Below are 23,240 nucleotides of genomic sequence, written 5' to 3' on the forward strand. Positions count from 1 at the left end.
CTGCCCTTATTCGGCTTAGTTTGATGTCAGCGTTATATCAGCCAGCTGGGCGGGCTCAACCTCGGGACGCAACCCAAGCAACGGCGCAACACGCGTGATCATTTCTGCGGCCACGGGCACCGCGGTCCACCCCGCAGTGCGGCGTGGCTCACTACCTGAGGTCTCCACAGGTTCATCCAGCGACAAGATCAGCACGTATTTTGGATCATGTGCCGGGAACATCGCGGCGAAAGTGGCGATCACTTTGTCCTCGTAGTACCCCCGGCCACTTTCGAGCGGCTTGTCGGCGGTGCCAGTCTTTCCCCCCACAGCGTATCCGGGCACTTCGCCAAAGGAAGCGGTGCCTTCGCTGACCACTTTCCGCAGCATTACACGCGAGGCCTCGGCACTCGCACGTGTCATGACGCGTGGGCCTTTTTCGACGCTATCCTGCTTCATGATTGTTGGCACCACACTGGTCCCGCCATTCGCAATCGCCGCATAACCCGCCGCCAAGTGCAACGGGCTTGCGGACATCCCGTGACCATAGGAGATTGTCATCGTCGACAACTCAGACCAATTCTTAGGCAACAGCGGCTGCGCGCCCCCTGCCTCAACAAGTTCGACCGGGGTCGGCTTAAAAAACCCTAGGCTCTTAAGGAACTCTTGCTGACGTGCTGCCCCAATCAATTGAGCGATCCGCGCTGTGCCAATATTAGACGATTTCACGATCACTTTGGTCAACGTCAACTGTGCGCCGTAGTTGCGAAAGTCGCGGATACGGAACTTGCCCCACCGCAGCGGACCCGCGGTGTTGATCTTGGTTTCAGGATTGGCCAATCCCAGCTCCATCGACTGAGCTGCCGTAAAGATTTTGAACGTTGAACCAAGCTCATACAGCCCCTGAACAGCCCGATTGAACAGCGGGCTATCTGCCGCCTGCCCTTGTACGGGCGGGCGTGGACGGTTGTTCGGGTCAAAGTCCGGCAGGCTCACCATCGAAATGATTTCGCCCGTATGGACATCCATCAGAACCGAGCTTGCGCCTTTGGCGTTCATCAACTTCATACCGCCCCAAAGCACCCGCTCGGCGGCCGCTTGAACGGTCAAATCAATTGACAACGTCAGAGCTTTGTCACCGTTGGCGGGATCACGCAGCGCGTCATCGAAATATTTCTCAACACCAGCCACACCGATCAACTCGGCGTCATGCACGTCCTCTTTGCCAAAGCTCGCGCCGCCCAAAATATGCGCTGCCAAGCGCCCATTTGGATACAGGCGCATCTCACGGCGACCAAACATCAAGCCGGGCTCGCCAATATCATGTACGGCTTGCTGTTGCTCGGGGCTAATTTTCTTTTTGATCCACAGAAACTTACGCTTACCAGTGAAATCTTTTATCAGACGCTCTTCTTTTAGCTCTGGAAATATCTCAACCAGTTTTCGCGCCGCGCCCGCTTTGTCGATCATGTGGTGCGGTTGAGCGTATAGCGCGTGTGTTTCCAGGTTGGTCGCCAGAATGCGCCCATGTCGGTCCACGATGTCAGCGCGTTCTGCCTGAATGCGGCTGCCCGCGAAACTGGTGCGCGGCTCTGTTGCTTCAGACATGCTGACCACACCCATACGTGCGCCCACCGTCAGAAACGCCCCGACAAACAGCACACCCATGATCAACAACCGCCCTTCGGCACGCGCCCGGCTTTTGTTGCGCATCTCCTCATGTCGCACGCGCAAATTTGCGCGCTCAATGCTGTCTGGGTTCTCACCTGCGCTGCGCGCATGCAAAACGGACGCCAAGGGACGCAGCGGTTTGCGGATCATGGCTTTGCCTCCTCTAAGGACACCTCAACCGCGTTTTCAAATGTGATCGGCTCTTCCACTGATGGGTAGGCCACCTGCTCGACGCGGCCAAACTGATCTGGGCGCAGCGGCAGAAGCTGCAAATCGTTGTAGTTGATCTCTGCCAAGTCGCGCAGCCGATCTGGACGGTTCAAATACGCCCACTCGGCCTTAAGCACCGACAAACGCGCACGCGCATCGCCGATTTCGCGCTGCAAACGTTCGGTTTCCCCAATCATTGCCTGCGTACGATAGTTCTCCTGATAGGCCCAAACAGAAAGCGCAATCACCATTGCTGCGGCCAATATCGACAACACTGTGCGCATCACTTGCGCCCTCCCAACATGGGCATGCCAATCGCCTTTTCCGCAATCTCTCCTGCGGGTGCATCGGTGCGCCGCGCCACGCGCAGCTTTGCTGACCGCGCACGTGGGTTGTCGACCAACTCATCCGGATCAGGCCCAACCGCTTTGCGCGTGATCAGCTCAAAGGCAGGTGTTTCTTGTTCTGTTTCAGGCGCATAGCGGTTGACGTTGCCGGTCTTACCAGCACGCGATTGCATGAACCTCTTCACCATCCGATCCTCAACCGAATGAAAGGTCACCACAGCCAACAAACCGCCCGGCTTTAGCGCGCGCTCTGCCGCCATAAGGCCGCGAAACAGCTCACCATATTCATCATTCACCGCAATGCGCAGTGCCTGAAAGCTGCGCGTGGCCGGATGACTTTGCCCCGGCTTGGATCGCGGCAAACAGCTCTCCACAATCTCCGCCAAACGCAGGGTTGTCTTAATCGGTTCCACCGACCGCTCGCGCACAATCACTTTGGCAATCCGCCGACTTGCGCGCTCTTCGCCATATTGGAACAGAATATTGGCGATATCAGCTTCTTCAGCCTCATTCACCAAATCCGCTGCAGAAGGTCCATCCTGGCTCATGCGCATGTCCAATGGCCCATCGCGCATAAAGGAGAAGCCACGTTCTGCCAGATCAAGTTGCATTGAGCTGACCCCAAGGTCGAGCACTATGCCATCCAATTCTTGGGCATACTCATCCATCTTTGAGAACACGCCGCCAACCAGTTCAATCTGGTCGCCATAGTCCCCAACCCAAGGGGCTGCCATCTCAAATGCCAGCGGGTCACGGTCAACGCCATAGACCTTGTCTGCGCCAGCCGCGATCAAACCGCGGGTGTAACCTCCAGCCCCAAAGGTGCCGTCCAGCCAACGGCCAGAGACAGGCGCCACTTCACGCAACAAGGGAGCAAGCAAAACGGGAATGTGGGGACGTTTGGCGGCGGGATCTTCAGGCGTCGCCATGTTTAGAAATCCTCGTCGCCATCTAGATAGATGGAAGGGTCTGCATCCGGGTCAAAGTCATCGTCCGCTTCGAGCGCATCAGCCTCCATGGCCTCATAGGCCTCAGGCTGCCAAATTTCAAACGTGTCGCCTTTACCGGCAAAAAACGCCATGTCCGTCAGCGCAATCTTGTCGCGCTGCTCTTTGGGCAACACCAATCGGCCGGTCTCATCAACGGAGACTTCCAAAGATTGCGTGAGATAAAGCTTGGAAAGCGCAAGGCGCTTTTTGCTGCCACGGGGCATTTTCATGATGCGGCTGACCACATCATTCATCGCTTCAACCGTGAAACATTCTAGGAAATCTCGGGTTTTCCCGCCGTATACAATTACAAGGTTCGGCGTGTCGCCACTTTTCCAGTCAGGGTCCCCTGCTTCGAGCACACGGCGAAACTTGGCCGGAATTGACATCCGTCCTTTCGTATCCACCTTGTTGCGGCTTTCGCCTCGAAACATTAGCGCCACTGCCTATGGCCCCTTTAACCTCATGTTGCCTGCCACCGAAGGGGGCCAGGAAGCGAAACGGCGGATTGATCTGCTGCCACTGATCAATCCGCCGCCCTCGTCCCGCTTTGCGGGTAGTCCAGTTGCGCGTGCCACCTGGGGGGATGTTCTGCTCGCCCACGCACCGGATCTCTTTTTTTCGATGAAAGCGGGCGCCTGTATGAAACCTGACTTGGAATTTGAGGTCTTAGCGCCTCGTTTGATCCCGTCCTCATCGTGTAACTAGGGATGCCATGGGAATTTATGGAAATCAACAAGTATTTCGCCTTATAGAGTCCACATTTAGTTATCCACAGCCTCCCAAAACAAGATATTGACGAAAAATTTCAACCCCAATCTACCACATATTGATCCATGCACCCAATCAAACACCAAATGATGCGCAGATTTTCGCCGAACAAGTATTCCCAGAAATTCCCAACTTTTTTCAATTCAGCTGATCACGTGCAGTGGATAACTCCTCGAAATCTGTGGATAAGCGCCTGAAATTTCACAGCACGCCTGATGATTCGGCTGCATTCCCATGGATCAGGCGCCCAAATCCCATCAATTCCCACCTGAGATCCCATATAGACCCACCTCCCCCCAAAAGATCGAGAGATGCCCTAACGCTCTAGCAACACACTTCTGCTAAAAGTATCGCGCGCATCTTGGCCGCATTCCCATTGCTGACTAGGATAGCGTTGACCCGCAGATACTGACGCCAATGACCCGGAGATGCCGTATGGGCTCACTCGCCCCCTCTGAAACGACCGCGATGATCCGCAAGGCCGAGAAAGCAGGCAAACATGTCCAGTTCGCGGCGCTCGCCTACCGCGTGCGCAAAAACAAAACGCAGGTTCTCCTCATCACCTCACGCGGCACCCGCCAGTGGCTGATCCCCAAAGGCTGGCCCATGATCGGGTTCAAACCTCACAAGGCTGCCGCTCAGGAAGCCTGGGAAGAAGCCGGCGTGATTGGACAGCCGGGCAAATTTGGGCTTGGTAAATATCGCTACCGCAAAGAACGCGGGCCGAAACGCGGCCAAAAGATCAACGTCATGGTCTTCCCCTTAAAGGTCAGCAAGCTCTCCTCGGCCTACCCAGAAAAGGGCCAGCGAAACCGAAAATGGCTCACTCCCAAAAAGGCAGCCAAACGAATCCAAAATCCAGAGCTTGCAGAAATTGTACGCAGCTTTGACCACCGAAAGCTGATGCACTGAACCAATTGAGCGTCATAGCGCGCCATCGCTTGATCCCTATGATCGGCGCGACTATGTTTGCTCGACCGAGCCATAGACAAGCAGGCGCATGATTAACTACACGCTTAAATGTTCAAAAAACCACCGTTTTGACAGTTGGTTTCAATCCGCAGACGCCTTTGACAAGCTCAAAGCTGCGGGCATGATTGAATGCGCCGTATGTGGTGACACATCTGTGACCAAAGCGATGATGGCCCCTAGGGTGCGACCCGCATCCAAAACCGCCACACCGCCGCAAACCGACACGCAAGAAACTGCGCCCACGCCCGTGTCGTCAACGCCCAACCCTCTTTCGGCCCCCGCCTCCGCAGCGGAACAGGCGATGAAAGAACTGCGCACCCACGTGGAAGCCAATTCCGACTATGTCGGAAAAGACTTTGCAACCGAGGCCCGCGCCATGCACGAAGGCAGCGCGCCCGAGCGTGCCATCTATGGCGAGGCCAAACTGGAAGACGCCAAAGCTTTGATCGACGACGGCGTCCCCGTTGCGCCGCTGCCCTTCAACATCGGCCGCAAAACAAACTGAACGCCAGCCGAAAGGGACGCTTCCATGCATGCAGTCATCACCGGAGCCAACCGTGGCATTGGACAAGCACTAGACCACATCCTGCAGGCCCAAGGGCATCGCGTTACCGGAGCCAGCCGCGCGGGAAGTGGCTTTCTGTCATTGGACGTCACCGATCCAGCCAGCCAGTTGGAGTTTGCACGCGCGCTTGACGCGCAGCCCGTCGATCTGCTGATCTGCAATGCAGGTGTCTACTTAGACAAAGGCCAAAACCTTGCAGACGGCTATGAGGCCACTCTCTGGGCCGACACCTTCGCCGCCAACGTCACAGGCGTGTTTCTGACCGTGCAGGCGCTGCTGCCCAATTTGCAACTTTCGCCCGCTCCCAAAATTGCAATCATCTCCTCCCAAATGGGATCCAGCACAAAAATTGGCGGCGGAAGCTACATCTATCGCGCCTCTAAGGCGGCCGCTCTCAATCTCGGGCTCAACTTGGCCGAAGACCTCAAACATATCGACATCGCTGTGGGTATCTATCACCCTGGCTGGGTGCAAACAGATATGGGCGGCACACAGGCCGCACTCTCTGTCACCGACTCCGCCCAGGGTCTTGCAAACAGGTTTGAGGCATTGACCCTTGAAACGACAGGATGTTTTGAAAACTGGGACGGCACGGCACACGCGATTTGATCCGCACCACGGCAAACTGCGGCCTCTTGTTTGCTCTGCGCTCGCGGCAACAGAAATCCACGTCGGAACTTGGTGCCCAGATACATATGTGGAGAGGTCACAGGCCTGCAAAAGACAGGCCTCAGTTGGCCTTTCGGCAATCCGCCTTGCCTCTTGGCCTATGAGCGCGTAAACCGCCTGCGACTTAAGACCAAAGGACGCGCCATGCCCGTACTTGTGATGAAATTCGGCGGCACCTCAGTGGCCAATCTGGACCGCATTCGCCGCGCCGCCAAACGTGTTGGCGTCGAAGTGGCCAAGGGCTATGACGTCATTGTCATTGTCTCCGCCATGTCTGGGGAAACCAACAAACTGGTGGGGTATGTGGATGAAACCTCCCCGCTGTATGACGCACGTGAATACGACGCTGTTGTCAGCTCAGGCGAGAATGTCACCGCCGGCCTTATGGCATTGACCCTCCAAGAGATGGATGTTCCGGCACGCAGCTGGCAAGGTTGGCAAGTGCCGCTTAAGACCACTTCTGCGCACAGTCAGGCCCGGATCGAAGAGATTCCGACCGACAACATCACCGCCAAGTTTGGCGAAGGCATGCGTGTTGCGGTTGTGGCGGGTTTCCAAGGCATCTCTGAAGAGGGCCGCATCACCACACTGGGTCGGGGCGGCTCTGACACCACCGCAGTGGCCTTTGCTGCGGCCTTTGAGGCAGAACGTTGTGACATCTACACAGATGTGGACGGGGTCTACACCACCGACCCGCGTATCTGCCAAAAAGCACGCAAACTGGACAAGATCGCCTTTGAAGAAATGCTGGAATTGGCCTCCCTTGGTGCCAAGGTCCTGCAAACCCGCTCCGTTGAGCTGGCGATGCGCAACAAAGTGCGCCTTCGGGTGCTGAGCTCTTTTGAAGAACAATCCGACGAGGCAGGCACTTTGGTCTGCGATGAGGAGGAAATCATGGAATCCAACGTCGTCTCCGGTGTCGCCTATTCGCGCGACGAAGCCAAAATGACCCTGCAATCTGTGGCTGACCGCCCCGGCATCGCGTCGATCATCTTTGGCTGCCTGTCTGATGCTGGCGTCAACGTCGACATGATCGTGCAAAACATCTCTGAAGATGGCCGCACCGACATGACCTACTCCCTGCCCACCGATCAGGTGAAACGCGCAGATCAAGCTTTGGCAGAATTGAAAGAAACCGGCGGTCTCAACTTTGCGGAACTCATTGTCGACGAAAACGTCGCAAAGGTGTCTGTGGTTGGCATTGGCATGCGCAGCCAGTCCGGAGTTGCCGCCAAAACGTTCAAAGTGCTGTCTGACGAAGGCATCAACATCAAAGTCATCACCACCTCTGAAATCAAAATCTCGGTGCTGATTGATCGCAAATACATGGAGCTGGCTGTACAGGCCCTGCATGACGCGTTTGAGTTGGAAAAATCCAACTAAGTCACGCCTCCGATTATCACAAGCAAGGCCGCGCACATCGCTGATCGCGGCCTTTTTTGTGTCCTGCGCGCCCCCAGACATTGCGAACTGGGCAGGCCACACGCCTGCCTGCACAATTCTCAAGCGTCGCGCCAGAATATTTTGCGCGTCTTTCTGCCTGAGCTGTACGCTCCAGTGTCGCAGCACAAATTTCTTGCTTCACCGCAGCATTCGGACAATCGCCTTTCGCTGTTAGGTCTACAGCGTGTTTTTCATGACAGGCCGCGCTCAATTCGCACGAAGTCGCTGCAATGCAGCGTAAATCTGACGCAGGAGAACCCCGATAAACCGTTTTGCTTTCATGCAGCTTGTGGTCTATTCGGCGCAGGGAGCGACAACCGAGGATCAGATCGTTTATGGTGCAAGACACCCAAACCGAAAGCCGCAAACTTCTGGGACGGCTGAGAGATGCTTTGGCCGAAGACAGCGCCGGACAGGAACGGCTGGATAAGATCACCAACTTGATCGCCTCCTCTATGGGCACCGAAGTGTGCTCCATCTATTTGTTTCGCGACGATGAAACGCTTGAACTCTGTGCCACGGAAGGTCTGAACGCAGAGGCTGTTCACCAAACCCGTATGCGGGTTGGCGAAGGACTGGTGGGTCGGGTCGCACGCGCCTCCAAAGTTGTGAATACCGATGACGCCCCATCGGCAAAAGGCTTCCGGTTCATGCCTGAAACCGGCGAGGAGATTTACTCCAGTTTCTGCGGTGTGCCGGTTCAACGTCTGGGCGACAATCTCGGCGTTCTGGTGGTACAGTCCAAAGAACGCCGGGTGTTTTCCCCCGATGAAGTCTACGCCCTTGAAGTGGTCGCGATGGTTCTGGCCGAGATGACCGAGCTTGGTGCGTTTGTTGGGGAAGGCGCCGCCATGAGTGCGCTTCACCAACAATCGGAGATGGTGCGTGGCACCTCCGGTCAGGAAGGCGCCTCCGAGGGACATGTTTGGCTGCACGAACCGCGCGTTGTGGTCACCAATCCCGTCGCAGACGACCCTGAGGCTGAGCTGCTGCGCCTGAACGCGGCTGTTGATGAGCTGCGTGTTGGTGTGGACAAAATGCTGGATGGCGCCGCACGCGGCGACAAAGAACAGCTGGACGTGCTGGAAGCGTATCGCATGTTTGCCAATTCCAAAGGGTGGATGCGGCGCATGGAAGAAGACATCTCGCGCGGGTTGTCCGCAGAGGCCGCTGTGGAAAAGGAACAATCCGCCGCACGTGCCCGCATGGAGCAAGTCACCGATCAGTACCTGCGTGAGCGGCTACATGATCTGGACGATCTGTCCAATCGGCTTTTGCGTATTCTCACCGGGCAAGGCAGCGAAACCGGCTCTGAAATGCCCACCGACCCGATCCTGATCGCGCGCAACATCGGTCCTGGGGAGCTTTTGGAATACGGCCGCAAACTCAAAGGCGTTGTGCTTGAGGAAGGCTCTGTGGGCAGCCACGCCGCCATTGTGGCGCGCGCCTTGGCGATTCCTTTGGTGATCCACGCAGAAAAAATAACAACCGAAGCGCTGAACGGGGATCATGTCATGGTGGACGGGGATCAGGGCATTGTGCACCTGCGTCCCGACGACACTGTGGTCACAGCGTTTCGGGACAAGATCGCCATGGCCGCGCAGGCACAGGAACGCTATGCGTCGATCCGCGACAAAGAGGCCAAGAGCCGAGACGGTGACATTGTACATTTGTACATGAACGCCGGGCTGATGGCGGATTTGCCTTCGCTGCCCACCTCTGGCGCCGAAGGCGTTGGTCTGTTCCGCACCGAACTGCAATTTCTGATCCGCAACCAAATGCCCAAACGCACCGAACTGGCGCAATTGTACGCCAAGGTGATGGACTCGGCGGCTGGCAAACGCGTGGTGTTTCGCACGCTGGATATCGGCTCTGACAAAGTGCTGCCTTACATGGCCCCTCAGGATGAGCCCAATCCGGCGCTTGGCTGGCGCGCAGTGCGTGTCGCGCTAGACAAACCCGGCGTTATGCGCATGCAGCTTCAGGCGCTGCTGCGCGCGGCCAATGGCCGCCCGTTGACAATCATGTTCCCTTTTGTCGCGCAGTATGAAGAATACACCGCCGCCCGCGCCGAGGTGGACAAAGCGATTGAACGCGAAATGATCCTTGGTCATCCCTTGCCGTCAGAGATCGAAGTGGGCGCTATGCTGGAAACCCCCAGCTTGGCGTTTGCGCCCAAGAAGTTCTATGAAGAGGTCGATTTCCTGTCGATTGGCGGCAATGATCTGAAACAGTTCTTCTTTGCTGCGGATCGCGAAAATGAGCGTGTGCGCCGGCGCTATGACACCCTCAACGTCAGCTTCCTGACCTTTCTAGAAGGCATCGTGAACCGTTGTGTGGACACCAATACCCCTATAAGCTTCTGCGGCGAGGATGCTGGGCGTCCCATCGAAGCGGTGTGTCTGGCGGCCATGGGGCTTCGCAACCTCTCCATGCGTCCTGCCTCGATTGGGCCGGTGAAGAGCCTGATAAGACGCGTGGACTTAAGTGAAGTAAAACAGGTGATCCACACCGCGCGTGAGCGCGGCGATCAGTCGGTGCGCCCGGCCGTGATGGAATACTTGCGCACCAGCGGATAGACGCGGCGCAAAAAGCGCCCCGCCAGCCACATACAGGTCACGCTAAGAAAGTCGCCTGCGCATACCGTCTACCAGCACCTGTGGCGCCACATCTGCCTCCACCGCCAGCTGTCGCAGGCCAAAGTGCACATGCGCGATGTCTTGGTAATAGCTGGTGTAGGCGTAGTTTGTCGCGGCCCCTGCCGCCGCACCAATCACCGGCACCATTTGGGCGGCGAGCTTCTGCCCCAGAACCGGGGCAAGGCGCGGCACAATCACATTGGTGATCCACTTGGTGCCACCGACAGCCAAACCCGCGCGCTGCTCCAACATCGCCAAGTCTGCACCGCGGTCTTCTTCAAATGGCCCATTGGCCGCCAGCACACGCACACAATCAAACCGCACGCTTTCATGACTGGGATCAAACCCATATTGCGCACCCACACCTTGAATGGCGCGCAGCAGCACGGTCACCGTGATCGGCAACTCTGCCAGCGAAGATGTCACACCGCCCACCCCACCTGCCGCGCCCAGCGCCGCCGTGATCGAGGCGTTGACCCAGTCCGGCTGATCCTTGATCACCCCCCGGCTGCCATCCGCCCATTTCACCGCCTGCATCAACGCCACTTCGGTCGCGCTGCCCAGTCCATCCTGCACGTCGTTTGGCAGACTCTTAAGCAACCCGCTGACCGGCATGCCCAGCACACCAAGCACCTTCATGCCCACCCCACTGGCTCCGCTGTAGCGCTTGGCCAAAGCATCCAGTTCCGCATCCACATCAAATTCGCGCACCGGAACGTCCGGCAAAATCTCTGTTTGGGTCATATAAGTGAAGTAGGTACCGTGTCGCCCGGTTCAACCATTGGGGGCAGAAAGGCTTGGTGGCGTGCAAATATGGCTCTAAAAGAAAGGTCGCTCTGAAGGCAGGTTGAGCCCACTTTACCGATTTTCCGCAGTGCGGCTCATATCTATTGACATGAGAGAAACAAAAACCTTCAAAAGCCGCTTGGGGTCTGAATGATGTCTTTGGCGGCGAAAAATGAACCCTTCTTTGCCGTTCCGACAGAGAGGGTTTATGCAATGTCATACGTTTCGGAACGAGGAGGCGAAGAGCCAAATTGTATTGGTTGCCCCGACTGATGACTTGCTGTCTAAATCGGCAAGTAAAACGAGCAGGATGAAAGACGTGGTAGAGTTTTTTGGGGCATGGTTGGCAGCCGCCCTGTAGAGTGGATAGCTGTCGTATGTGGAATACTGAACGTAAGCCTCATTATCCGACGTTCGATTTGGAACTACCCGTTTGGCTTTGCTGTGGTGACGCTGTATTTTTTCATCTTCTGGGAATATCGGCTTTATAGTGACGCGCTGTTACAGGTCTATTTTTTCTTTGTTCAGTTCTACGGCCTCTATGTCTGGCTAAACGGACGCGCGCACGACGGTCGTGTCATCGTGGCGCCTTTGGGAATTGGCATGTTCGCGTTGTATCTTGGGGCGACCGCCATTGTATGGTTGATCGTTGCGAGTCTGATGGCTGCCTATACCGATGCAGCGGCCCCTTACTGGGATGCGGCGGTGGCGGCCCTAAGCATAACTGCGCAGTTCCTCTTATCACGAAGATACTTGCAAAGCTGGTATTTGTGGATTGCTGTGGATGTCCTGGCGATTGGGCTTTTCTACACGCGCGGACTGGAGCCAACGGCGGCACTTTACCTCGTGTTCCTTGGCCTTGCTGTCACAGGATTGGTCCAGTGGCGTCGGGCCACGATGCAGCCTCTGACGACATGAAAACACATGGCTTTCTACTGGGGAAGTTTATGCCGCCCCATGCCGGCCATCTCTATTGCGCAGAGGTCGGGAAGGCTCGGTGTGATGTGATGACGGTGCTCGTATGTAGCCATAACGCAGAGCCAATCGATGGATACTTACGAGCAAAGTGGATAAAGGAGTGCCTGTCGCGGCCGGGCTATCGCGTACTGCACATGCACCGCGATATTCCGCAGGCCCCCGAAGATCACCATAACTTTTGGCCTATCTGGCGCGCAGCAATCGCAGAATTCCACCCCGAGCCGATTGATTGGGTCTTCGGCTCGGAAGGCTACATCCACCGCCTCGCCCGGGAAGTAGGCGCGCGGCCCTTTCCAGTGGACCCGGAGCGACAGGTTATGCCGGTGTCGGCCACGGCAATCCGAGAGAATATGGAAAAGAATTGGAGCTATGTACCAGTTCCAGTGCGGAGCCATTACCAACGTCGCCTTGTTCTGCTAGGAGCAGAAAGCACCGGCAAGACAGTATTGTGCGAGGCTTTGGCCGCACGGCTCAAAGGTGTTCCGATCCCTGAATATGGGCGTGATTACGACGCCGTCTTCCGGCATGGGCAAGATTGGATTGCGGCAGACTTCGACGCGATCATGGCGGGTCACAAGGCGTTGGCCGATACGATGGCGGCACGAGGTGGACCAATCATGATCGAGGATACAGATGCCATACAAACTTTGGTTTGGGCCGAGGCGTTGTTAGGTAAGGTGCATAAGCCGCTCGTAGACCGTGCACGTGCTGCGATGGTCGGTAAAACCTACCTTCTGCTCGACCATGCAACGCCTTGGAAAGATGACGGAACACGATATTTCTCCGATCCGACACGCCGAGCATGGTTCACCGACAGGCTGCGTTCATGGCTTGATGAGTTGGGGGCGGAGTGGAAATACATCAAGGGTGAGGATTGGGCCTGGCGTACGGCAGCGGCCAATGCCTGTCTTGATACGCTTGGCTAGCCTCCCCAAAAACAACCGTTTGCTGAACGGTTCTTGGACAAACCAAATTTTGTGTTCGTACAGCGAAGGTTTGAATGGCCCCGCACTACGGAATTAGGTGCTTCGAGGTGTTTCTAGGATCGACCTTCCGACACCTCACGAAATGCTGCCAACATCCCCGGCAACACCCTCCCAAGCCCTCTCAACCAAGGCCCGTCCCAGAACGCGCTCTGGGTTCGTCGGGGGGGGCATCACCACATCGTGCAGCTTCTCAAACCCAAATCGCGCGTAATAGGGCGCATCGCCCACCAACATCACTCGCTTCCAGCCCAACGTCGCGGCGCGCTCTAAACTGTCCTCGATCAGCAGACCGCCCAAACCTTCTCCTTGATGTGTGGGGTGGACAGCCACCGGGCCCAGCAACAAGGCTTGCACCTGCCCAACCTTGACGGGCCAAAACCGGATGGCACCTGCCAGAATGCCATCTCTGTCGCGCGCCACAAGCGAGAGCCCAGTCACGGGATCAATACCATCTCGCAGTCGATAAGAACTCAAAGCTTCACGGCCAGGTGCAAAGCAGAGATCGTAAATCGCCTCCACTTCCCACCAGTCTTCGCCTGTTTCCACTGCAAGCGTAAACACCTGCGCGCCCCCATACCCGTCATTAGAATTTTGCGGTTCCCTCGCCCCTAACATGGCGCTAGGACTGCCTGCAAACCAATAAGGATTGCCTGCGATGTTCTATCAGCCCCAAGACGGCCACGGCCTGCCGCACAACCCGTTCAAAGCCATTGTCAGCCCACGCCCCATCGCTTGGGTGTCGACACAAGATGCCAACGGTCACCGCAACCTCGCCCCCTATTCGTTTTTCAATGCATTGGCCGACAATCCCCCACAGGTGATGTTTGCCTCCACCGGCAGCAAAGACGATCAGGCTGAGGGCAAAGACAGCCTCGCCAACATCCGCGCCACCGGCGTGTTCTGTGTGAACATCGTGGCCGAAGGGATGCGCGATGCGATGAATGTGTCTTCTGGCGGTCTGGCCAAGGAAGAAGACGAATTTGCCAAGGTAGGCCTTGAGGCCACGCAATGCGACACCATCGATTGCCCGCGCCTCATCGGTGCGCCAGCCTCGCTGGAATGTCGCATGACGCAGATCATTACGCTTCAAGGGGAAAACAACTTTATGACCATCGGCGAAGTCACAGGCATTCACCTGCGTGATGACTGTATTGTCGATGGCATCTTTGACGTCACCACCTACCGCCCCCTCAGCCGTTTGGGCTACAAAGACTACGCGGTGGTGGACAACACCTTCACCCTTGCCCGTCCGGGCACCTAAGCTGATTGTCGGCGCAACGGCGCCAGATAGAAGATGGTCAATGGCACGTCAGGCAGCCTTCACCTCGGGCTGATACGGCCGCGCGTCAAGCGACCTAAAAAAGCACCTCTGCCAGGGTAATCCACACTGGCAGGGTGATTGCACTCAAAAGGGTTGTCTGCGCCACCAATGTGGCCGACAGCTCGCGGTCTGCGCCAAACCCTGACGCCAAGACATGTGACGCGCTCGCCGTTGGCAATGCGGCCCAAATCACCAACACAACCGCAACGCCGCTTTCCAGTCCGAGCCCCATCGCCAACGCCAGCGCCGTGATCGGCATCACGATGAGCTTTGTGACACAAATGATGGCGCTGAACCGATTGAGCCGCGCCAGCGCGCCCCAGTTCATTGTCGCACCAATAGAAATCAGCGCAATTGGGATCGCGGCAGCCGACAACATCTCCAGAGGTGCCAAGACCGGTCCCGGAACACGCAAGCCAGACAACCCCACCAACACGCCTGCCAACGAGGCGACAAAAAACGAGTTCAGCGCCACCTTTTTGACTGTGCCCCAGAGCCCAAGACTGTCCCCGCGGCTCAACACGGACACGGCCAACACATTGGATGCAGGCACCGCCATTCCGACGGCCACAGCCATCACGGACACATCCGCCATATCAGTGGTCGCGATGGCTATAAACGCCAGCGCGGTGTTGAACCGCCAAGCTGTTTGCCATGCTCCGGCAAAATCCAGAAATCGCTCTGGCCCAAATCGCCGCGCGCCGTACCCGACGATCAGCCCGACGGCCAACACCCCCCAGACCAACGGCGCAATGCCCACCACTTGCCCTATCTCCAAAGGCCTTTGGCTGGCGGCCACAAACAGCAGCGCAGGAAACAAGATTTCAAAATTGAGTTTGTCCAACCCCTGCCACGCATTCACCGACAAACGCGACCGCAAAAGCCCGCCCAAGCCGACCAATAGAAAGGAAGGCGTCAACCCAACTAAAATGGCAATAAAGGTCATTCTGGGACGCTCCAAATCAATGCGTCCCTATTGCGCCTATCTGCCCACCAACACAAGAGGACGCAGCGCATCAACCCAAAAGGGCCGGTCAACGACCAGCCCTTTCAAAACCCTCAATCTCAAAGAGAGATTAGTGACCGCCGCTAAGCACGCCCGTGCGCACCGAGTAGTCCACCGCCAATTCGTAGTCGGGATCATCGTCACTATCCACGATCAGGTGACCTGCTTTGCTCAGCAGCTCATGGCAATCACGGCTCAAGTGGCGCAACACCAGCTTTTTACCTGCAGCTTCATACTTGCCCGCCAGAGCCTCAATCGCTTGCAACGCGGATTGGTCAACAACGCGCGAGCGCACAAAGTCGACAATCACGTGGTCTGGGTCTGTTTCGATCTCAAACAACTCGCCAAAACCTTCAGCGGAGCCAAAGAACAGCGGGCCTTCAATTTCATAGACCTTAGCACCCGGGTCGCTTTCGCTTTCGCGGGTGTGGGCATGAATGCGGCGTGCGTTCTGCCAGCTATACGCCAGCGCGGACACAATCACACCAACAACCACTGCCACAGCAAGATCTTCGAGCACGGTCACAACCGTCACCAACACGATCACAAAGGCGTCCATACGTGGCACCTTGCGCATGATCTGAAAGCTGTTCCAAGCAAAGGTTCCGATCACCACCATGAACATCACACCCACCAAAGCGGCCAGCGGGATACGCTCAATCAACGGGCTTGCCACCACGATAAACGCCAACAGGAACAGCGCTGCGGCAATGCCGGCGATCCGTGTGCGACCACCGGATTTCACGTTGATCATAGACTGACCAATCATCGCACAACCGCCCATGCCACCAAAGAAACCAGTGACCACATTGGCTGTGCCCTGTGCGATACATTCCTGAGATGCGCCACCGCGCTTGCCAGTCATTTCACCAACAAGGTTCAGCGTCAGCAGGCTTTCAATCAAACCAATCGCAGCCAAGATAACTGCGTAGGGCAAAATGATCCAGAGCGTTTCAAGGTTAAGCGGCGCCAGCAGCGCAGGTGGGTAGATGCCTTCACCTGAGCCAAACGGCACGTGGAAGCTTGGGAAGCCACCCGCGATAGAGGCCATGTCACCCACGGTCGGCACGTTGATGCCAAAGATGATGACAACCAAGGCTGTGATGCCAATGCCCGCCAAAGGTGCCGGAATGGCTTTGGTCAGTTTCGGCAAGCCCCAGATGATCACCATGGTCAGCGCCACCAGCGCCAGCATCATCATAAGCTGCGGCCCCGCCAACCACTCGCCACCACCAGCGCCATGGCCGGTGTTCACAATGGTATCAGGGTCCTTAAATTGGGTCAGCTGAGCGAGGAAAATCACAATCGCCAAACCGTTCACAAAACCAAGCATCACCGGGTGTGGCACAAGGCGTATGAACTTACCCCAATGCATGACACCGGCAATGACCTGTAAAATCCCCATAAGGATCACGGTGGCAAACAGATATTCCACACCGTGCTCGGCGACCAAAGCCACCATCACAACGGCCAACGCGCCAGTGGCACCGGAAATCATTCCCGGTCGGCCACCAATCAGCGCTGTGATCAAACCCACCATAAAGGCGGCGTAAAGGCCCACCAGCGGGTGCACACCAGCCACAAAGGCAAACGCCACCGCTTCGGGCACCAACGCGAGCGCCACAGTCAATCCAGACAGCACTTCGGTCTTGAGCCGGCTCGGGGTGAACCCTTCATCCTGCATGATGGAAAGATTGGGAGGAGAAATATTCTTGGCCAGCATGGCCAACGCCGTGCGTTTCATACGTATACCTGCGTTAATTCGGGAGTGTTCGCTTTGCGCCTCCCTAGCGGGTTTACCGTTAACAAACAATAGTGATGCCGCGCGGGGGCCTGTTGCGCACAGCGCCGCGACACTTTTGCCCGCCAATTCACCACCTCCGCGATACAGTCGCATTACAGACGCGATACCGACATGCCTTTCGCTTGCAATTTTGCGGTGCCCTGCCCAAGACTTGCCGCAAGATTTGGAACGGGGAGACAGCCATGACTGAGGCCACCAAAGAGACCATGATCGCCGTGATTGGCGGATCCGGCATTTACGACATCGACGGGCTGGAAGACGCCAAATGGCAGGCCGTTGAGAGCCCGTTTGGCACACCGTCTGATGAAATCCTCACGGGGCGTTTGGGTGGTGTGAAAATGGCTTTCTTGCCGCGTCACGGCCGTGGTCATGTACACACACCAAGCTCGGTGCCCTACCGCGCCAACATCGACGCTCTTAAGCGCCTAGGCGTCACCGATGTGATCTCCGTTTCCGCAACAGGCAGCTTCCGTGAAAACATGGCTCCAGGAGACTTTGTCGTTGTGGATCAATTCATTGACCGCACGTTTGCACGCGAAAAATCCTTCTTCGGCCCCGGTCTTGTGGCCCACGTCAGCGTTGCGCACCCCACCTGCCCCCGATTGTCAGATGCCTGTTTCACGGCAGCCACCGACGCAGGCATCACCGTGCACAAAGGCGGCACTTATCTGGCGATGGAAGGCCCGCAGTTTTCCACACTGGCAGAAAGCAAAATGTACCGTGAAAGCTGGGGCGCAGATGTGATCGGTATGACCAACATGCCCGAGGCAAAATTGGCCCGCGAAGCAGAGCTCTGCTATGCCTCTGTCGCCATGGTCACCGATTATGACAGCTGGCATCCGGACCACGGCGAAGTGGATGTGACAGAAATCATTGCCATATTGACCGGCAACGCCAACAAAGCCCGCGACTTGGTCCGCCGCCTGCCCGACCTGCTTGGTCAAAATCGTGCGCCCTGTGAGCACGGCTGCGATCGCGCTCTGGAATTCGCCATCCTTACAGCGCCAGACAAGCGCGACGCAGGCATGGTGGCAAAACTTGGTGCCGTCGCAGGCAGGGTATTGAACTCCTCCACTTAGAACAGCCGCCATTTCGTGGTATGGTCTCCCCAATTTTAGAGAGATATTTTTGGGAGAACGACCATGAAACAAGGTGCTATTCGTATTTTGCAGCAAGAAATGGATGCGGCCGGAAAATACACTGGCCCCATCGACGGTGACCTCAACGCAACTTTGGACACCGCCGTCGCCCAGCTGATTGACGCCCGCCCAGCAGAACTGCACGGCACGCCAACTGGCTGGAGCACAGCGCGCAAACGAGTGGCCGCCTTTCAACTGGTATGCAAAGATGCAGAGTTTGATCCCGGTCCTGCTGATGGCCTTTGGGGCAGCCTGACAGAGTCTGCCTACGCAGATTTCCGGTTCTTCAAAAACACCGGCGAGCGGCCTCTAAACTTTCGCGATATCGTACCGTTGAACAGCAACCCCAATGGGTGGCCAACCGATCGCCCCGGACAGGCTGAACTGTTTGATTTTTTTGACTTCAACCCCAACCGCGGCGGCGAGCCCGCTACCAAAATTGTACGTGTTCCCTGGACCATGAAATTGGATTGGGATCGCTCGGCCAAGACATCCAAAATTGGGTGCCACCCAAAACTTGCTGAAAGTCTGGAGCGGGTTTTGACCAAAATCGCAGACCGCTATGATGATGCGGCGCGCAGGGACATGGGGCTCGACATCTACGGCGGCTGCAAAGCAGTGCGCAAAAAGCGCGGGGGCAGCACCTGGTCAACCCACTCTTTCGCGGCAGCCATTGATTTTGACCCCAGCCGAAACAAGCTGAATTGGGGGTGGGACAAAGCCAGATTGGCACGTGCCGATTGTCTCGACTTTTGGACCTTCTGGGAGCAGGAAGGATGGGTGTCGCTGGGGCGTGAGCGCAATTTTGATTGGATGCATGTACAGGCAATAAAACTGCCATAGCGGTACAAAACCCCTAGACGAAGGCACGGCTTTGCGGTTTGGTACACGCCCAATCCACAGCGTCTCCAAGGCCGCACTCATGTCTTTTGATCTCTGGCTGACGTTTGTCGCCGCATCCACCGCTCTTTTGTTGATCCCGGGTCCGACCATCCTGCTGGTTCTCAGCTACGCGCTCACACAGGGGCGCAAAGTCGCCGTGGCGACAGCTGCGGGAGTCGCCCTAGGCGATCTGATCGCAATGACCGCATCTCTTATGGGATTGGGGGCTTTGGTGTTGGCGTCAGCCACAGCTTTTGCTGTGCTGAAATGGGTTGGTGCCGTATATTTGATTTGGTTGGGCGTAAAAATGGTGCGCACTGCCGGAACAGCCACTCTTGGGGATATGACCAAAGCGAGTGAGCTACCGGCACATGGGGTCTTTGGCCACGCCGCTGCCGTTACCGCCTTAAACCCCAAAAGCATTGGTTTCTTCATTGCCTTCGTACCGCAGTTTCTGACTCCATCGGCGCCAATGCTGCCGCAGTTCGCAATCCTTATCGCCACGTTTGTGACCCTCGCCGCACTGAATGCACTGGCTTATGCATTGCTTGCAGACCGCCTGCGCAGCCGCATTGAGCGCCCTGCGGTGATGCACAGTCTGACGAGATTGGGTGGCCTAACCTTGATCGGAATGGGTGTTCTGACGGCCACACTCAAACGCGCGACTTAACCACCGTTTTTCTTCATAAATTTGCGTATGAAACCGCGAATTTCACGTGCGGCGCTGGTGTCTAGATCCTTGCAAAGGTCGACAAATGCGTCGCGTTCTTCTTTATCAAGCCGCAACACCAGTTGGCTGTCTTTGTTTTTAGACTTGGACTTTTTCTTGGAGGTTGCGCCGCCCAGATCGGTCTTGTCTTTTTTGGGCATGGCAGCGTCCGTCCGTCTTTGTCTTGAAATCACGATGGAGTGTATATACATTAAATATACATAGTCTACACGAAAATTATATCTGAGGCCTTTCAGGAAAGGAAAACAAAAATGAACCTGAACACAGCCAAAACACTTCTGGTCACCGATCGCATGGATTGGCACAAGCCTCATGCCTCTTGGTTGAGCAATGCAATGTATCGTTTGCGACGCTTCCACGGAGATGCCAAACAACCATAACCCCCCCTTGCGCTGGGGGCCCGCATCGGCGAGATATCGCAGGTAACAACTGCCACTCTCTGGGGAATCTGATGCCCAAAAGCGCCAACGTAAAAGACTACATCCGCACCATTGTGGACTTCCCGCATGAAGGGATCATGTTCCGCGATGTCACAACCTTGTTCGCCGATCCACGCGGCTTTCGCATGGCAATCGACCAGATGCTGCACCCCTACGCCGGCACACGCATCGACAAAGTTGTCGGACTTGAAGCGCGTGGCTTTATCCTTGGTGGCGCAATCGCACACCAGCTAAGCGTCGGCTTTGTGCCGATCCGCAAAAAGGGTAAACTGCCCGGCACCACGATTTCGCAGGAATATAAATTGGAATACGGCGAGGCGATTGTGGAACTCCACGACGACGCCATTCAACCCGGCGAACAAATCCTCGTGGTGGATGACTTACTGGCCACCGGCGGCACCGCTGAGGCTGGTATCAAATTGATTGAGAGGCTGGGCGGAGAAATCATTAGCTGCGCCTTCATCATCGACCTCCCAGAGCTTGGTGGCCGTAAAAAGCTAGAGGCAATGGGGATGGATGTATCGGTGCTGTGTGAATTCGAAGGGCTCTAAAAATCGGGGCTTTGCCCCCGCCTTATCCATCGTGGACACCTCCAAGGACACGTGCAGCAAGTCAACATCCTAGCGCGCAAGCACGGCGCCCGGGTTCATTATGCCTATCGGGTCTAGGGCGTCTTTGATGGCACGCATCGCCGCAAGCCGTGCCGGATCGGCATATTTTTCCAGCGTGCCTACCTTCAAGCGCCCCACGCCGTGTTCGGCGCTAAACGATCCCTCATATTGATGCACCAGTTCATACACTGCTGCGCTTAAATCATGGCGCAGATCGTCATAGTCATGCCGACTGCCACCCTTGGGTGGAAAAATATTATAGTGCAGATTGCCATCTCCAAGATGGCCAAAACAGTTGATCCGGAACGGGCCTTTCGCAGCGATCATGGCGTCTGCTTCTGTGATGAATTCCGGCAACGCCTCAAGTGGCAGGGAGATATCGTGGCTGGCAACGGAGCCAATCGCTTTGTTGGCAACGGGAATGTGCTCTCTTAGGCTCCACATTTCATCCCTCTGGCGCGCGCTCTGTGCAATCAAACCATCGTGCACCAACCCCTCATTCAGGGCAGCCTCAAACAAAGCTTCCAGTTGCTCCTGCGCCGCTGTCGCCGCGCCAACTTCGATCAGCACAGACCACTCTGGGGCCTCAGGAAATGGCAGACGTACGTCCGGCAAGGTCTCAGACACAAACTCCATCCCATGCGCGTGTAACAATTCAAAGGCGGAGACTGACTCACCCGCGATGCCGCGCGCAAGGGCCAACAGGCGCAACGCCGCCTGCGGGTCTGTCACCACCATCATCGCAGTTGCCACAAACTTGGGTCGCGCAAACAATTTCAGCGCCGCGCCGGTGATCACGCCCAACGTGCCCTCCGCCCCAATCATAAGGTTGCGCAGATCGTAGCCTGTGTTGTCCTTGCGCAGCCGTGTCAGCCCGTGCCAAATATCGCCGTTGGGCAAGACCGCCTCCAGCCCCAAACACAGATCCCGCGTGTTCCCGTATCGCAAAACGTTCACACCACCAGCGTTGGTGGACAAATTGCCCCCGATGCGTGCGGAACCTTCCGATCCCAACGACAATGGAAACAGCCTGTCAACGGCGGTGGCAGCCGATTGAACATCCACAAGGATCACACCTGCATCTGCCACCAAAACGTTTTCAAGTGCATGCACCGTACGAATGGCAGTCATCCTCTGCAAAGACAGGATCAGTGGCGCGGGCGCGCCCGTGGCCACTTGCCCCCCCACAAGCCCGGTACCGCCGCCATAAGGCACAACGCCAACCCGCGCCGCCGCACAAGCCTTTACGACTGCAGCAACCTCCTCAACCGAGCGTGGCAACGCGACAACGCCACCTTCGCCGAAAAACCGTCCGCGCGGCTCTTCTAGATACTGAGTTTCAGGGGCGCGCAGCGTGTCATCGGGCAAACTGTCGGCAAGGGCTTGTACAAAGGCGGGAGTGGCAGCGTTTAAGGTCATACGCCAAGGCTTACGCCCCAGACAATCCTCCGTCTAGGGGTCTTGCAGATAGCGCGGCGACAGCACCATGATTGTTGGCTGAGATGGCAGGTCACGTAAGCTCATAGTAAGTGCATTTCCCGGTCTGCGCTCCACCAGATATGCATCCGACATACCGGTCAAAAACGCCGCCAGCGTCCAGTCCTCAAACCAATGCATTGGGATCACCACTTGGGCCCGCAGCCGCCGCAAAACCCGGATCATGGTGGGCACATCCAAGCTCATACCGCCATCCACCGCTGCCATCACAATATCGAGCCGCCCAAGAGCCGCATATTGCGCGTCATTGGGCTCATGATGCAGATGCCCAAGGTGGCCAATGCACAGGCCAGCAACCTCAAACACAAAGATCGAGTTGCCCTTTTCCTCAACACCACCATAGCTGCGAATATCAGTGGCCACATTGCGCACCAGCATGGAGCCCAGATCAAGGTGATGCTCGATTCCAAGCCCATAGTCGCCCCAGCCCGGTAAAACATGTGGCACAGCCGGATCGGGATTGGCCGTCCAATGTGTGTCGTGCGCGTGGTTCATAGTGACCACATCCGGTACAAGGTCTGTCGCGCCCAAAAAGCCTGTGTAGTCTGTGACCACATCAATGCCGTCATGGGTTTGAAGCAGAAAGGAGGCATGTGCGATATAGCTGATCCGCACGTCGTGCTTTTCCACCGGATCGCGAAAAGATGCCTTGTGCAGATATTGCACTCCGGGCGCTTCTGCCAATGCGATGCAGTGGCTCGGACGTCGGTCTTGCGCCTGTGCCGCACCAGCCAAAAATATGAAGATCATCCACAGTAGCCGCATAGCAAATCCTCTCCCTATTGAAAGAAGACTACCAGAAAGC

The 23,240-nt window shown here is 56.6% G+C and carries 24 protein-coding genes; 13 read left to right on the forward strand and 11 right to left on the reverse strand.

What is annotated here, in order from left to right; genetic code table 11:
• Nucleotides 1-15: 15 nt before the first annotated feature.
• From ABWV47_RS18515 to mraZ, 4 genes are read right to left on the reverse strand one after another with little or no spacing between them, the layout of a single operon-like run.
• A complete protein-coding gene (locus tag ABWV47_RS18515) occupies nucleotides 16-1,800 on the reverse strand; it encodes a peptidoglycan D,D-transpeptidase FtsI family protein (RefSeq protein WP_353314605.1) in 1,785 nt (594 codons plus the stop codon).
• A complete protein-coding gene (ftsL, locus tag ABWV47_RS18520) occupies nucleotides 1,797-2,144 on the reverse strand; it encodes a cell division protein FtsL (protein WP_353314607.1) in 348 nt (115 codons plus the stop codon). Before ftsL ends, ABWV47_RS18515 begins: the two co-directional genes overlap by 4 nt.
• Nucleotides 2,144-3,136 carry a 16S rRNA (cytosine(1402)-N(4))-methyltransferase RsmH gene (gene rsmH / locus ABWV47_RS18525; protein ID WP_353314609.1) on the reverse strand — a complete coding sequence of 331 codons (993 nt, stop codon included), beginning with the start codon at nucleotides 3,134-3,136 and terminating at the stop codon, nucleotides 2,144-2,146. Before rsmH ends, ftsL begins: the two co-directional genes overlap by 1 nt.
• 2 nt (nucleotides 3,137-3,138) lie before the next feature.
• Nucleotides 3,139-3,630, reverse strand: a complete 492-nt coding sequence (gene mraZ, locus ABWV47_RS18530) for a division/cell wall cluster transcriptional repressor MraZ (RefSeq protein ID WP_353315222.1) — start codon at nucleotides 3,628-3,630, stop codon at nucleotides 3,139-3,141.
• A 772-nt stretch (nucleotides 3,631-4,402) separates the two neighbouring features.
• Between mraZ and ABWV47_RS18535 the strand changes: the two genes are divergently transcribed.
• The 5 genes from ABWV47_RS18535 (at nucleotide 4,403) to ptsP (ending at nucleotide 10,195) form a co-directional block, all read left to right on the forward strand.
• Nucleotides 4,403-4,879 (forward strand): NUDIX hydrolase, encoded by a 477-nt coding sequence (locus ABWV47_RS18535; RefSeq protein WP_353314611.1) that lies wholly within the window; start codon nucleotides 4,403-4,405, stop codon nucleotides 4,877-4,879.
• Between the two features lie 88 nt (nucleotides 4,880-4,967).
• Nucleotides 4,968-5,444 carry a DUF1178 family protein gene (locus tag ABWV47_RS18540; RefSeq protein WP_353314613.1) on the forward strand — a complete coding sequence of 159 codons (477 nt, stop codon included), beginning with the start codon at nucleotides 4,968-4,970 and terminating at the stop codon, nucleotides 5,442-5,444.
• A gap of 24 nt (nucleotides 5,445-5,468) precedes the next feature.
• Nucleotides 5,469-6,113, forward strand: a complete 645-nt coding sequence (locus tag ABWV47_RS18545) for an SDR family NAD(P)-dependent oxidoreductase (protein ID WP_353314615.1) — start codon at nucleotides 5,469-5,471, stop codon at nucleotides 6,111-6,113.
• A 204-nt stretch (nucleotides 6,114-6,317) separates the two neighbouring features.
• Nucleotides 6,318-7,556: an aspartate kinase gene (locus tag ABWV47_RS18550; protein WP_353314617.1), complete on the forward strand. Its 1,239-nt coding sequence runs from the start codon at nucleotides 6,318-6,320 to the stop codon at nucleotides 7,554-7,556.
• A 395-nt stretch (nucleotides 7,557-7,951) separates the two neighbouring features.
• A complete protein-coding gene (ptsP, locus tag ABWV47_RS18555; RefSeq protein WP_353314619.1) occupies nucleotides 7,952-10,195 on the forward strand; it encodes a phosphoenolpyruvate--protein phosphotransferase in 2,244 nt (747 codons plus the stop codon).
• Between the two features lie 42 nt (nucleotides 10,196-10,237).
• Here ptsP and ABWV47_RS18560 read toward each other — a convergent pair whose 3' ends face one another.
• Complete coding sequence (locus ABWV47_RS18560) at nucleotides 10,238-10,999, reverse strand: EcsC family protein (protein WP_353314621.1); 762 nt, start codon at nucleotides 10,997-10,999, stop codon at nucleotides 10,238-10,240.
• A 381-nt stretch (nucleotides 11,000-11,380) separates the two neighbouring features.
• Between ABWV47_RS18560 and pnuC the strand changes: the two genes are divergently transcribed.
• Together pnuC and ABWV47_RS18570 are read left to right on the forward strand one after the other, a co-directional pair.
• Nucleotides 11,381-11,959 carry a nicotinamide riboside transporter PnuC gene (gene pnuC, locus ABWV47_RS18565; protein ID WP_353314622.1) on the forward strand — a complete coding sequence of 193 codons (579 nt, stop codon included), beginning with the start codon at nucleotides 11,381-11,383 and terminating at the stop codon, nucleotides 11,957-11,959.
• Nucleotides 11,923-12,945: an AAA family ATPase gene (locus ABWV47_RS18570; protein WP_353314624.1), complete on the forward strand. Its 1,023-nt coding sequence runs from the start codon at nucleotides 11,923-11,925 to the stop codon at nucleotides 12,943-12,945. The genes pnuC and ABWV47_RS18570 overlap by 37 nt, the downstream gene beginning before the upstream one ends.
• Before the next feature lie 135 nt (nucleotides 12,946-13,080).
• Here ABWV47_RS18570 and ABWV47_RS18575 read toward each other — a convergent pair whose 3' ends face one another.
• Nucleotides 13,081-13,566: a GNAT family N-acetyltransferase gene (locus ABWV47_RS18575; RefSeq protein WP_353314626.1), complete on the reverse strand. Its 486-nt coding sequence runs from the start codon at nucleotides 13,564-13,566 to the stop codon at nucleotides 13,081-13,083.
• Nucleotides 13,567-13,660: 94 nt separating this feature from the next.
• Between ABWV47_RS18575 and ABWV47_RS18580 the strand changes: the two genes are divergently transcribed.
• Nucleotides 13,661-14,266, forward strand: coding sequence for a flavin reductase family protein (locus tag ABWV47_RS18580; protein WP_353314628.1), 606 nt, complete (start codon nucleotides 13,661-13,663; stop codon nucleotides 14,264-14,266).
• A 94-nt stretch (nucleotides 14,267-14,360) separates the two neighbouring features.
• On the opposite strand, the gene ABWV47_RS18585 is transcribed toward ABWV47_RS18580, so the two are convergent.
• Complete coding sequence (locus ABWV47_RS18585) at nucleotides 14,361-15,272, reverse strand: AEC family transporter (RefSeq protein WP_353314630.1); 912 nt, start codon at nucleotides 15,270-15,272, stop codon at nucleotides 14,361-14,363.
• A 130-nt stretch (nucleotides 15,273-15,402) separates the two neighbouring features.
• On the reverse strand, nucleotides 15,403-17,076 hold the full coding sequence (locus ABWV47_RS18590) for a SulP family inorganic anion transporter (protein WP_353314632.1): 1,674 nt from the start codon (nucleotides 17,074-17,076) through the stop codon (nucleotides 15,403-15,405).
• Between the two features lie 242 nt (nucleotides 17,077-17,318).
• Here ABWV47_RS18590 and ABWV47_RS18595 point away from each other — a divergent pair, with 242 nt between their 5' ends.
• The 3 genes from ABWV47_RS18595 to ABWV47_RS18605 all read left to right on the forward strand — a co-directional run bounded on the left by ABWV47_RS18595 (nucleotide 17,319) and on the right by ABWV47_RS18605 (nucleotide 19,827).
• Nucleotides 17,319-18,215, forward strand: coding sequence for an S-methyl-5'-thioadenosine phosphorylase (locus ABWV47_RS18595; RefSeq protein WP_353314634.1), 897 nt, complete (start codon nucleotides 17,319-17,321; stop codon nucleotides 18,213-18,215).
• A 63-nt stretch (nucleotides 18,216-18,278) separates the two neighbouring features.
• Complete coding sequence (locus tag ABWV47_RS18600) at nucleotides 18,279-19,118, forward strand: hypothetical protein (protein WP_353314636.1); 840 nt, start codon at nucleotides 18,279-18,281, stop codon at nucleotides 19,116-19,118.
• Between the two features lie 79 nt (nucleotides 19,119-19,197).
• Nucleotides 19,198-19,827 (forward strand): LysE family translocator, encoded by a 630-nt coding sequence (locus tag ABWV47_RS18605; RefSeq protein WP_353314638.1) that lies wholly within the window; start codon nucleotides 19,198-19,200, stop codon nucleotides 19,825-19,827.
• On the opposite strand, the gene ABWV47_RS18610 is transcribed toward ABWV47_RS18605, so the two are convergent.
• A complete protein-coding gene (locus tag ABWV47_RS18610; protein WP_353314640.1) occupies nucleotides 19,824-20,027 on the reverse strand; it encodes a hypothetical protein in 204 nt (67 codons plus the stop codon). The genes ABWV47_RS18605 and ABWV47_RS18610 overlap by 4 nt on opposite strands.
• 111 nt (nucleotides 20,028-20,138) lie before the next feature.
• Here ABWV47_RS18610 and ABWV47_RS18615 point away from each other — a divergent pair, with 111 nt between their 5' ends.
• Nucleotides 20,139-20,267 (forward strand): hypothetical protein, encoded by a 129-nt coding sequence (locus tag ABWV47_RS18615; RefSeq protein WP_353314642.1) that lies wholly within the window; start codon nucleotides 20,139-20,141, stop codon nucleotides 20,265-20,267.
• Nucleotides 20,268-20,338: 71 nt separating this feature from the next.
• Nucleotides 20,339-20,878, forward strand: coding sequence for an adenine phosphoribosyltransferase (locus ABWV47_RS18620; protein ID WP_353314644.1), 540 nt, complete (start codon nucleotides 20,339-20,341; stop codon nucleotides 20,876-20,878).
• A 69-nt stretch (nucleotides 20,879-20,947) separates the two neighbouring features.
• On the opposite strand, the gene ABWV47_RS18625 is transcribed toward ABWV47_RS18620, so the two are convergent.
• Entirely contained in the window at nucleotides 20,948-22,357 is a 1,410-nt protein-coding gene (locus tag ABWV47_RS18625; RefSeq protein ID WP_353314646.1) for an FAD-binding oxidoreductase, read from the reverse strand.
• Between the two features lie 33 nt (nucleotides 22,358-22,390).
• Complete coding sequence (locus ABWV47_RS18630) at nucleotides 22,391-23,200, reverse strand: MBL fold metallo-hydrolase (protein ID WP_353314648.1); 810 nt, start codon at nucleotides 23,198-23,200, stop codon at nucleotides 22,391-22,393.
• Nucleotides 23,201-23,240: the final 40 nt, after the last annotated feature.

It is taken from the genome of Shimia sp. NS0008-38b, from assembly GCF_040370365.1.
Lineage (GTDB): Bacteria > Pseudomonadota > Alphaproteobacteria > Rhodobacterales > Rhodobacteraceae > Shimia.

What these genes read in the sequence shown, in the direction of transcription:
- ABWV47_RS18515 (WP_353314605.1), bottom strand. Translation starts at nt 1,800, where the DNA reads ATGATCCGCAAACCGCTGCGTCCCTTGGCGTCCGTTTTGCATGCGCGC.
- ftsL (WP_353314607.1), bottom strand. Translation starts at nt 2,144, where the DNA reads ATGCGCACAGTGTTGTCGATATTGGCCGCAGCAATGGTGATTGCGCTT.
- rsmH (WP_353314609.1), bottom strand. Translation starts at nt 3,136, where the DNA reads ATGGCGACGCCTGAAGATCCCGCCGCCAAACGTCCCCACATTCCCGTT.
- mraZ (WP_353315222.1), bottom strand. Translation starts at nt 3,630, where the DNA reads ATGTTTCGAGGCGAAAGCCGCAACAAGGTGGATACGAAAGGACGGATG.
- ABWV47_RS18535 (WP_353314611.1), top strand. Translation starts at nt 4,403, where the DNA reads ATGGGCTCACTCGCCCCCTCTGAAACGACCGCGATGATCCGCAAGGCC.
- ABWV47_RS18540 (WP_353314613.1), top strand. Translation starts at nt 4,968, where the DNA reads ATGATTAACTACACGCTTAAATGTTCAAAAAACCACCGTTTTGACAGT.
- ABWV47_RS18545 (WP_353314615.1), top strand. Translation starts at nt 5,469, where the DNA reads ATGCATGCAGTCATCACCGGAGCCAACCGTGGCATTGGACAAGCACTA.
- ABWV47_RS18550 (WP_353314617.1), top strand. Translation starts at nt 6,318, where the DNA reads ATGCCCGTACTTGTGATGAAATTCGGCGGCACCTCAGTGGCCAATCTG.
- ptsP (WP_353314619.1), top strand. Translation starts at nt 7,952, where the DNA reads ATGGTGCAAGACACCCAAACCGAAAGCCGCAAACTTCTGGGACGGCTG.
- ABWV47_RS18560 (WP_353314621.1), bottom strand. Translation starts at nt 10,999, where the DNA reads ATGACCCAAACAGAGATTTTGCCGGACGTTCCGGTGCGCGAATTTGAT.
- pnuC (WP_353314622.1), top strand. Translation starts at nt 11,381, where the DNA reads ATGGTTGGCAGCCGCCCTGTAGAGTGGATAGCTGTCGTATGTGGAATA.
- ABWV47_RS18580 (WP_353314628.1), top strand. Translation starts at nt 13,661, where the DNA reads ATGTTCTATCAGCCCCAAGACGGCCACGGCCTGCCGCACAACCCGTTC.
- ABWV47_RS18585 (WP_353314630.1), bottom strand. Translation starts at nt 15,272, where the DNA reads ATGACCTTTATTGCCATTTTAGTTGGGTTGACGCCTTCCTTTCTATTG.
- ABWV47_RS18590 (WP_353314632.1), bottom strand. Translation starts at nt 17,076, where the DNA reads ATGAAACGCACGGCGTTGGCCATGCTGGCCAAGAATATTTCTCCTCCC.
- ABWV47_RS18595 (WP_353314634.1), top strand. Translation starts at nt 17,319, where the DNA reads ATGACTGAGGCCACCAAAGAGACCATGATCGCCGTGATTGGCGGATCC.
- ABWV47_RS18600 (WP_353314636.1), top strand. Translation starts at nt 18,279, where the DNA reads ATGAAACAAGGTGCTATTCGTATTTTGCAGCAAGAAATGGATGCGGCC.
- ABWV47_RS18605 (WP_353314638.1), top strand. Translation starts at nt 19,198, where the DNA reads ATGTCTTTTGATCTCTGGCTGACGTTTGTCGCCGCATCCACCGCTCTT.
- ABWV47_RS18610 (WP_353314640.1), bottom strand. Translation starts at nt 20,027, where the DNA reads ATGCCCAAAAAAGACAAGACCGATCTGGGCGGCGCAACCTCCAAGAAA.
- ABWV47_RS18615 (WP_353314642.1), top strand. Translation starts at nt 20,139, where the DNA reads ATGAACCTGAACACAGCCAAAACACTTCTGGTCACCGATCGCATGGAT.
- ABWV47_RS18620 (WP_353314644.1), top strand. Translation starts at nt 20,339, where the DNA reads ATGCCCAAAAGCGCCAACGTAAAAGACTACATCCGCACCATTGTGGAC.
- ABWV47_RS18625 (WP_353314646.1), bottom strand. Translation starts at nt 22,357, where the DNA reads ATGACCTTAAACGCTGCCACTCCCGCCTTTGTACAAGCCCTTGCCGAC.
- ABWV47_RS18630 (WP_353314648.1), bottom strand. Translation starts at nt 23,200, where the DNA reads ATGCGGCTACTGTGGATGATCTTCATATTTTTGGCTGGTGCGGCACAG.